Annotated in this window: 9 protein-coding genes and 2 pseudogenes; 4 read left to right on the top strand and 7 right to left on the bottom strand. The window is 65.5% G+C overall.

All coding sequences use genetic code 11. The annotated features are described in order from the left end of the window. Positions 1-332: pseudogene (locus RhoFasB10_RS25520) on the top strand (pyridine nucleotide-disulfide oxidoreductase); the annotation flags it as partial. A gap of 58 nt (positions 333-390) precedes the next feature. Here the strand turns inward: RhoFasB10_RS25520 and RhoFasB10_RS25515 are convergent. Then, the gene (locus RhoFasB10_RS25515) at positions 391-999 is read right to left on the bottom strand and encodes an endonuclease (protein ID WP_167679278.1); all 609 of its coding nucleotides are present in this window, start codon (positions 997-999) and stop codon (positions 391-393) included. Positions 1,000-1,029: 30 nt separating this feature from the next. Next, complete coding sequence (locus RhoFasB10_RS25510; protein WP_167679276.1) at positions 1,030-1,908, bottom strand: SMP-30/gluconolactonase/LRE family protein; 879 nt, start codon at positions 1,906-1,908, stop codon at positions 1,030-1,032. A 57-nt stretch (positions 1,909-1,965) separates the two neighbouring features. Here RhoFasB10_RS25510 and RhoFasB10_RS25505 point away from each other — a divergent pair, with 57 nt between their 5' ends. After that, positions 1,966-2,700, top strand: a complete 735-nt coding sequence (locus RhoFasB10_RS25505; RefSeq protein WP_167679274.1) for an amidohydrolase family protein — start codon at positions 1,966-1,968, stop codon at positions 2,698-2,700. A gap of 6 nt (positions 2,701-2,706) precedes the next feature. On the opposite strand, the gene RhoFasB10_RS25500 is transcribed toward RhoFasB10_RS25505, so the two are convergent. Next, on the bottom strand, positions 2,707-3,183 hold the full coding sequence (locus RhoFasB10_RS25500; protein WP_167679272.1) for a DUF456 domain-containing protein: 477 nt from the start codon (positions 3,181-3,183) through the stop codon (positions 2,707-2,709). Further along, complete coding sequence (gene purT / locus RhoFasB10_RS25495) at positions 3,180-4,379, bottom strand: formate-dependent phosphoribosylglycinamide formyltransferase (RefSeq protein ID WP_308115264.1); 1,200 nt, start codon at positions 4,377-4,379, stop codon at positions 3,180-3,182. The genes RhoFasB10_RS25500 and purT overlap by 4 nt, the downstream gene beginning before the upstream one ends. An 89-nt stretch (positions 4,380-4,468) precedes the next feature. Here purT and RhoFasB10_RS25490 point away from each other — a divergent pair, with 89 nt between their 5' ends. Continuing rightward, positions 4,469-5,557 (top strand): CaiB/BaiF CoA-transferase family protein, encoded by a 1,089-nt coding sequence (locus RhoFasB10_RS25490; RefSeq protein ID WP_167679268.1) that lies wholly within the window; start codon positions 4,469-4,471, stop codon positions 5,555-5,557. Positions 5,558-5,605: 48 nt separating this feature from the next. Here the strand turns inward: RhoFasB10_RS25490 and RhoFasB10_RS25485 are convergent, their stop codons facing one another. Further along, positions 5,606-7,084, bottom strand: a complete 1,479-nt coding sequence (locus RhoFasB10_RS25485; protein ID WP_167679266.1) for a PLP-dependent aminotransferase family protein — start codon at positions 7,082-7,084, stop codon at positions 5,606-5,608. Between the two features lie 62 nt (positions 7,085-7,146). Here RhoFasB10_RS25485 and RhoFasB10_RS25480 point away from each other — a divergent pair, with 62 nt between their 5' ends. After that, positions 7,147-7,665, top strand: a complete 519-nt coding sequence (locus RhoFasB10_RS25480) for a methylated-DNA--[protein]-cysteine S-methyltransferase (protein WP_167679265.1) — start codon at positions 7,147-7,149, stop codon at positions 7,663-7,665. Between the two features lie 127 nt (positions 7,666-7,792). Here the strand turns inward: RhoFasB10_RS25480 and RhoFasB10_RS25475 are convergent, their stop codons facing one another. Beyond that, positions 7,793-8,230, bottom strand: a complete 438-nt coding sequence (locus RhoFasB10_RS25475; protein WP_084423555.1) for a hypothetical protein — start codon at positions 8,228-8,230, stop codon at positions 7,793-7,795. Positions 8,231-8,325: 95 nt separating this feature from the next. Further along, a pseudogene (locus RhoFasB10_RS25470) lies at positions 8,326-8,683 on the bottom strand (signal peptidase I); the annotation flags it as partial.

Below are 8,683 nucleotides of genomic sequence, written 5' to 3'. Positions count from 1 at the left end.
CCGGGCACGAAGGCAAGCACGTACCCGCCACCTACGTCACCGGCTGGATCAAACGCGGACCCGTCGGCCTCATCGGCCACACCAAAGGCGACGCCAACGAAACCGTCGCCTGCCTACTCGAAGACGCCCCCAACTTCGACGGCGCCACCGACCCCACCGAACAAGCCGTCATCGACTTCCTCGAAAACAAGCAAGTCCCCTTCACCACCTGGGACGGCTGGTACCGCCTCGACGCCCACGAACGCTCCCTCGGCGAACCCGAAGGCCGCGAACGCGTCAAAGTCGTCGAGCGTCACGACATGCTGAAAGCCTCCGAACCCGACAAGGCGTGACCGCACGTGCACGAAAATACATAGCCCGCTACGTATTTTCGTGCACATGCGCTGAGCGCTAGCGAAGCGCCTCCCGGATCAAAGCCGCGGCGAATGCCGCGGCTTTTCCTTTCGGTGCGAGCCTTGCCAGTTCGTCCCGATCCGTCGGGAGGCCGAGCTTCTTCGCCTCGTCGAGCGTCTTCTGGTCGAAGTACGGCCCGACCCACGGCCACACGTCCTGTACCTCGCGCAGGAAGATGTCCGAGCCGGTCGGGCCGATGCCCTCGAATTCCTGGATCAGTTTCTTCGCGGTTCCGACGTCGCCGTCGGCCTTCTCGGCCAGACCCCTGAGGTCACCGCCGTATTCGTCGCCGACGCGCGCGCCGAGCTTCTGCAGCCGCGTCGCCGTACTTTCGTCGTACCGCTTGTAGTGTCCGCGACCCAACGCGTCGACGAGATCCTGCCAACCGGCGTCGGCCATCTTCTTCGGTGTTCGGTACCCCGATGCCCACAGCTCACGCGCCGCCGCCACCGCGATGCTCGCCGAGATGCGGGTACTGAGCAGTAGCGACAACACGAGCAGCTCGAACAGCGGTGACGGCTTGTCGTGCAGCGTGATGTCCGCTTCCTCGGCGTAGGTGGTGCTGTCGGCCATGAGCTGGTCGACGGTGTCTCGATGGGAAGTCATACGAGACGACTACCCGCGGCCCCCGACGCTCTACACGCGCACCGCGAGGAGTTTCCCTTCCGTCTCGACCTTGCGCTGATGCTCGTTGAAATCGGGTGCCGCACAGACGAACAGCGTGCGTCCATCGTCGCCGCCGAACCCGCACGCGAAGACGCCGGTGTCGAATTCGAGCTGGTCGACGATGCCCTTCCCTGGTTCGATGTGCACGATCCGCTGACCGAGCGCATCAGCGGCCCACAACGATCCGTCGGTGTCGATGGCACATCCGTCCGCGGCGACGACCAGCTGGCCGAGCGCCGTCGTCATGTCCGTCATGTCGGGAAGTTCGGCGAACTTCGCCCAGTCCCGACGCTCCCCGAGCGAACCGTCCGGGTGGACCGAGAACACACTCACCCGGTTGCCGACGGTCTCGTCGACCAGCAGTTCGCCGTCGGGCGTCAGTGCCATCCCGTTCGGGAAATACAGATCCTTCGCGACGACGTGTGCCGACCCGTCCGGATCGACGCGGATCAAATCGGCGGTCGACGGCTGGGCCAGATTCATCAGATCGAACCCGAAATTGCCGACGTAGGCACGGCCGCGGTCGTCGACCAGCATGTCGTTGAGGTTCGCATCCACGTACGACGACACATCGGCATGCACGACGAGAGACCCGTCGTCCTCCCGTCGGAGAATGGTGTGGTCCTTCATGGAGACGACCAGCAGACGGCCGTCGGGAAGCCACCCGAGTCCCGACGGCTGCTGCGGAACCTCGGCTTCGACGGTCGCGTCGGAACCGTCCGCATTCGCCGAAAGCACGCGGCCGCTGTAGAAGTCGGACACCCAGATGCGGCCGTCGTGCCAGCGCGGACACTCGAAGTAGGTGTATCCCTCGAGAACTACGGAGAAGTCGGGTTTCATGACTCGCATTCAAACACCGCTGCAGGCCCCGGGAAGTCGGAATTACCGAGCTGGCATGCTATTGGTGTGTTCGACGCCCACCGTTACATCCTCGATCCGCAGTTTCCGCTGTTCGAGAATCAGGGCGCACGGGCAGAGCCGTACACGATCGCCGACTACGAACGCGACACCGACGGGCTCGGCATCACTGGAGGCGCCGTCATCAGCGCGTCGTTCCACGGCACCGATCAGAGCTTCCTCGTCTCGTCTCTCGAGACGCTCGGATACGGCTGGGTCGGCGTCGCGAGTCTTCCTCCCGACGCCACCGACGAGGACATCCTCGACCTCGACAAGGCAGGCGTGCGAGCCCTTCGTCTCAACCTCAAGCGCGGCGCCACCGACGTCCAGACGCTGACGTCGCAGGCCCGACGGGCGCACGATCTCGTCGGCTGGCACGCCGAGTTGTACGTCGAAGCGTCGATGCTGATGTCGCTCGAACCGATCCTGTCGAAACTGCCCGCCGTCAGCGTCGATCACCTCGGCATGTCGAGGCAGGGTCTGCCGTACCTTCTCGATCTCGTCGACCGGGGCGTGCGCGTCAAGGCGTCGGGATTCGGCCGCGTCGACATGGACGTCGTGGACACGATGAAGCAGATCCACCAGGTCAACCCAGCGGCATTGATGTTCGGAACCGACCTCCCGGGCGCCCGCGCTCCCCGGCGGTTCCGCGAATCGGACCTCGACCTCGTCGCTGAAGCCGTCGGCGGCGACCTGCCCGCCGTCCTCGGCGGCAATGCGCGAGCCTGGTACCGGGTCAAGTAGTTCCGGTCAGGTGAACAGCACTGCCGCGAGCCACACTCCACTCGCGACGAGCGCACCGAACAGTTCGACGAGAATCGACAGGCCTGCCGCCTTCGTGGCGTGAATGGTGGATTGCCAAGCGCCGCTGCGAATTCGGATCAGTTCCGCGACGTAGGTTCCCGCGACGAAGCCGACGAACAGACCGACGACCGGGATGACGAAGAACCCGACGATCCCGACCAGCCCGCCGACGATCAGAGACCGCGTCGGGATACCGGCGTCGCGCATCCGGCGACCCGGCCACGTGTATTTCACGACGCCACTCGCGACGAGCAACAGCGTCGCGACGGCGAACGTCGTCCACGCCACCGAACCGCCGGTCACGAAGGCCCACACCGCGATTGCGGCGAAGATCAATATCGTCCCCGGAAGGACCGGCACGACGATCCCGGCCAGCCCGACGAGAATCGCAAGACCGACCAGAACTTCACCGAGGGCGCTCACCTGACAGGTCGAACCTTGCCCGCGGCCTCGGTGGCGCGGGAACGGGCGGTGTCGACGTCACCTGCAGTCGACACCGCGACACCCATGCGTCGACGCACGAAGCTCTCGGGCTTGCCGAACAGCCGAAGATCGGTCTCGGGCACGGCCAACGCGTCGGCGACGCCCTCGAAGGCGATACCTTCCGCGTCGACACCTCCGTAGATCACCGCGGACGCACCCGGTGAAATCAGCGAAACATCAACGGGCAGGCCGAGAATCGCACGAGCGTGCAGCTCGAATTCGGAGAACCGTTGTGTGCGGAGTGTGACCAAGCCGGTGTCGTGCGGGCGCGGACTGACCTCGGAGAAGTAGACGTCGTCACCCTTGACGAACAGTTCGACACCGAACAGGCCGCGGCCGCCGAGGGCCGTCGTGATCTTCTCCGCGACCTCGCGCGCTGCGGAGATGGCGGCGTCGCTCATCGGCTGCGGCTGCCACGACTCGACGTAGTCTCCCGACTCCTGCAGGTGCCCGATCGGCTCACAGAAGTCGGTTCCCGACGCGGAACGAACCGTGAGAAGCGTGATCTCGTAGTCGAAATCGACGAATCCTTCGACGATCACCCGACCGAGGTCCACGCGGCCACCTGCCAACGCGTAGTCCCACGCCTTTTCGACGTCCTCGGGGCCGCGGACGACGGACTGCCCCTTGCCCGACGACGACATGACCGGCTTGATGACGGCTGGGAACCCGATCGTCGCGAGTGCGCTCTCGACCTCGGCGAGCGAGTCCGCGAACGCGTACGGAGACGTCGGCAAACTCAATTCCTCGGCGGCCAGACGGCGAATGCCCTCGCGGTTCATCGTCAACTGCGTCGCACGAGCCGTCGGAATGACGGTGGTGCGGCCGCGTCGCTCGACCTCGGCAAGGGCGTCGGTTGCGATGGCCTCGATCTCCGGCACGACGAAATCGGGCTGTTGCGCGTCGATCAGCTTCTCGAGCTCTTCTCCGTCGCTCATGTCGATCGTGAACGCGTGATGCGCGACCTGGTGGCCCGGCGCGTTGTCGTAGCGATCGACGGCGATGACCTCGACGCCCAACCGCTGGAACGCGATGATCACTTCCTTGCCGAGTTCACCCGATCCCAGCAGCATCACCCGGGTAGCGCCGGGGGTAAGGGGGGTTCCGATACGGGCAGGCACGTCGCGTTCGCTCACCCGCTCATTATCCATACCGCTATCGCTTTGACGTCCAATCATAAGTTAACCTCGATTCACCCTGCTCCCCTGCTCTGGAACGAGGACGCGTGTCGAACAAGGATTCATCCAAGAACGGCCCCCTGACGGGGCTTCGTGTCGTCGAGCTCGCCGGCATCGGCCCTGGCCCCCACGCTGCGCTTCTGCTCGCAGACCTGGGCGCCGACGTCGTGCGCGTGCAGCGCGGCGGACAGATCGCCGAGCACGACCAGCAGCTACGTAGTCGCACTCTCGTCGAGGCGAACCTCAAGGACCCCGCCGACATCGAGAAGGTTCTCGGGCTCATCGAACGCGCGGACGTGCTCATCGAAGGTTTCCGCCCCGGGGTGACGGAACGGTTGGGTCTCGGCCCGGACGTCGCTCTGGAACGTAATCCGCGCCTGGTCTACGGACGGATGACCGGATGGGGCCAGGACGGCCCGTGGGCGTCGTCCGCCGGCCACGACATCAACTACATCTCCGTCACCGGCGTTCTGCACGCCATCGGCCGTGAGGGTGAACGCCCCGTGCCGCCGCTGAACATGGTCGGCGACTTCGGCGGCGGATCGATGTTCCTCGTCTTCGGCATTCTCGCCGCACTGTTCGAACGTCAGACGTCGGGCGAAGGCCAGGTCGTCGACGCCGCGATGGTCGACGGCACTGCCGCACTCTCGCACATGATCTGGGGCATGCGAGGCGTCGGCGCCTGGTCCGACGAGCGCGGCGTCAACATGCTCGACACCGGCTGGCCCTACTACGACACCTACGAGACCGCCGACGGCAAGCACGTGGCCGTCGGCGCGCTCGAACCACAGTTCTTCGCCGAACTGCTGCGGATTCTCGAACTCGATCCGGCCACGACACCCGGCCAGGGCGACCGTGCACGCTGGCCCGAGATGCGTGAAATCTTCACCGCCACGTTCAAGTCCAAGACTCGCGACGAGTGGGCGGCGATCTTCGACGGCACGGACGCGTGCGTCTCCCCGATCCTGACCTTCGGCGAGGCGTCCGAGCAGCCACACCTGAAGGCACGGGAAACGCTCATCGAGGTCGACGGCGTCACCCAGCACCGGCCTGCGCCGCGATTCTCCCGCACTCCCAATGGAATTCCGACGCCGCCGCCATCGGTGGCAACGGATGCGGACAGCGTCTGGCGCTGACGCACACGTGCGCGCGAATGTACAGCGGGCTATACATTCGCGCGCACGTCAGAAGACGAGAGCCGGTTCGCGTGCTTCCGTATTCGGGGCGAGCGCGCGGTAGGCGCCGGCGGTCGCGCTCACCGCGGCCGCCAACTCCACCGGCTCGCGGGTGTACGGCAAGCGGATGAACCGCTCGAACGCGCCCTCGACACCGAAACGCGGGCCCGCGGCCAGTACCGCACCGAACGACGGCGCCGTCGCCGCCAGTGCACTGGACACCGGCGTCGGCAGTTCGAGCCACAGCGACATCCCACCCGTCGACCGACGGTAACGCCAGTCCGGAAGATGTTCGGCCAGAGCAGTTTCCAGCGCTTCCCGACGCTCACGCAACTGGTCGCGTCGCACCTCGAGGATGCTGTCCGCGTCGTCGAGCAGAGTCCCGGCGGCGAGTTGATCCATGATGGACGTGCCGAGGTCGTGCGCCGCACGTGAGCCGGCAAGACGGCTGATCAACGACGGGTGCGCCCGGATCCATCCGATCCGCAGTCCACCCCAGTACGACTTCGACGCCGACCCGATCGTCACGATGTCCGTGCCGGACACCCGGCCGAACGACGCGACCGGAGGCGGCGGCGGTGCGTCGAGCCACAGGTCGACCATCGTCTCGTCGACGATGAGCGTCATCGACACCTCACGCGCGATTCGGGCGAGTTCCGCGCGACTCTCCGAACTCATGACCCGACCTGTCGGATTGTGGAAGTCGGGAATCATGTACGCAACTTTCGACGCGGTTTGCCGTGCGGCGCTGCGTACTCCATCGAGGTCCCAGCCGTCACCGTCGGGTCCGATCGGCACCGGGACCGCCCGGGCGCCGACGCGTCGCACCGCCTCCACCGCGTTGGGATACGTCGGATGATCGAACAGCACGCGGTCACCGGGAGCGGTCAGCGTTCCGAGCAGCAGCCGAACTGCCTGCTGCGCACCGGAAGTCACCATGATCTGGTCCGCCGTCGTCGGCAATCCTCGTTCGACGAACCGACGCGCGATCGATTCACGCAGAACCGCGAGCCCGATCGGCTCCATTCCGTGCGTCGACAGGTACGTCGGAAGTGCTTGCAGCGCAGAGGCGTACGCGTCGGTCATCGCCTCCGTCGGCGCCGACATCGCCGCATGGCTCATGTCCACGACCGGCCCGGCCACTTCCCTGGTCTGCAGCAGAAGTCCGTTCGGCCGCGCCATGTCCGGCAGTGTGACCGTGCTGCGCGCGCCCTGCATGCTGACGAGATAGCCCTCTTCTCGCAGGACCGCGTACGACGAAGTGATGGTCGTGCGACTGAGGTCGAGTGCCGCCGACAGATCCCGCTCACTCGGAAGGCCGACTCCGAGTGGGATACGGCCGTCGTGCACGAGCAATCGAATGCCGTCGGCGAGGGCACGATAGGTGGGACGCGAGGTGCGTCGCCGTCCGGGCGCCCCGTCCGTGTCCGTGCGCCATCGACCTAGATCGCGCGCCAATGACGTTGCGTTGAGTACCCGGGTGGCCATGCCTGCCAGTATTCGCTCGACCGGCCTCGTGAATCAAGTCCAATTTCCGATACAGTGGACTGGTGCCGTTCGCGCTGTTCGATACCGCCCTTGGCCGCTGCGGCCTCGCCTGGTCCGGTCATGGGATCACCGCCGTCGCGCTCCCCGAACCCGACGAGCGACTGGTCGACTACCTGCGGCCGTTCGGTGGGTCCGTAGGCGAGCTCGACGGCACAGCCGAACGGGCCGCCATGCAGATCGTCCTACTGCTCGACGGTTCGCCCGCGGACTTCTCCGCGATACCCGTCGTGCTGGGTGTGTCCGAATTCGATCGTGCTGTGTACGACGTGACCAGTAGCATCCCCCGAGGCGCGACGCTCACCTACGGTGCAGTGGCAGCGCGGCTGGGCCGACCTCGGGCCGCTCAGGCCGTCGGCCGAGCGCTGGGCCGCAACCCGGTGCCGATCATCGTCCCGTGCCACCGTGTCCTCGGCGGCGGACGCGAGGTCGGCGGCTTCTCCGCGCCGGGTGGACCGTCGACGAAAGAGAAGATCCTGGCGATCGAGCGCGTCGCGGGTTTCGGTGAACCGACGCTGTTCTGAGATTCGTTGCAGACGGATCGGCGTCGGACCGCACTTGCACTTCGGTTTCGATTATCTGCGGTCGGATATTCGACCGATAACAAACCGCGATTCTTTTCCGAAGCTCTCTTTACGCACGTGCGGTATTTCAAGCCGAAATCGACACGGCGGAAGCCGAAAGAGCAATCGACTCCGTTTCGTCCGTCCCGGATTTGGAATTCAACGAATCGTCCTCGGGCGTACCGATCGCGAACGCACCGGTTTCCGGCAACCACCCGATCGATCCACGCTCGAACAAGCTGTATCTGCCATAGCCCGTCGGAGTCGGCTTCTCGTTGCTGATGGGGTAGCCGAGAGGCCCGTACGGTCCCCCGTGTGCCATGTACCAGTCGAGAATCTCGCCGTGGACCTCGTGCGCACCGCCGTCGGGAAGAGCGAAGACCGTAGCCTTGGCGAACTCCATCATTCCGCCACCGTTCGGTCCGAGCATGAATTCGCCGGTCGGTTCACCGATCCACGAGTGCTCGTAACCGAATCGATCGAATTGAAACTCGAACACGTCCAGACCGTTGTAAGAATTCGACATCGCCCGCCCCTCCCTAGCATCGCCTGGCGACCATTGTCCGCCCAATTCTGCAACAAAGCCCGCGAATTACCCAGATTGTCTGGTGGACTTCGAGATCAATTCAGTCGCGAAGCAATTTCCGCGGGTATGTCCGGTGAGGTCGGTTCCACGATGGTCCTCGTCCACCCCGACGCCCCGCCGTCGAGCCGGACCAACTGGCTCGGTCCGAGGAGCCACAACTGGTCGCCCGACGCCCAGGCCACCCCGTAGCCGTATTCCGCGGACGACGTGATCGGTCCGCTGTACTGAACCTCGCCGGACGAGTCGGTGATCTGCAGCGTCGGCGAACCGTCGACGCTCACCACCTTCGCCACCGCCGAGCCCGACGGGGAGGTCTGGGGTGCAATCAGGTCCGCGGGGACCGGTGGCGGGGTGGTCGTGGTTGTCGTCGTGACGGGTGGCGTTGTCGTCGTG

The organism is Rhodococcus sp. B10 (assembly GCF_011770055.1).
GTDB lineage: Bacteria > Actinomycetota > Actinomycetes > Mycobacteriales > Mycobacteriaceae > Rhodococcoides > Rhodococcoides kyotonensis_B.
The sequence above is the reverse complement of the archived record's forward strand: the minus strand, read 5'-3'. Positions and strand labels throughout refer to the sequence as shown.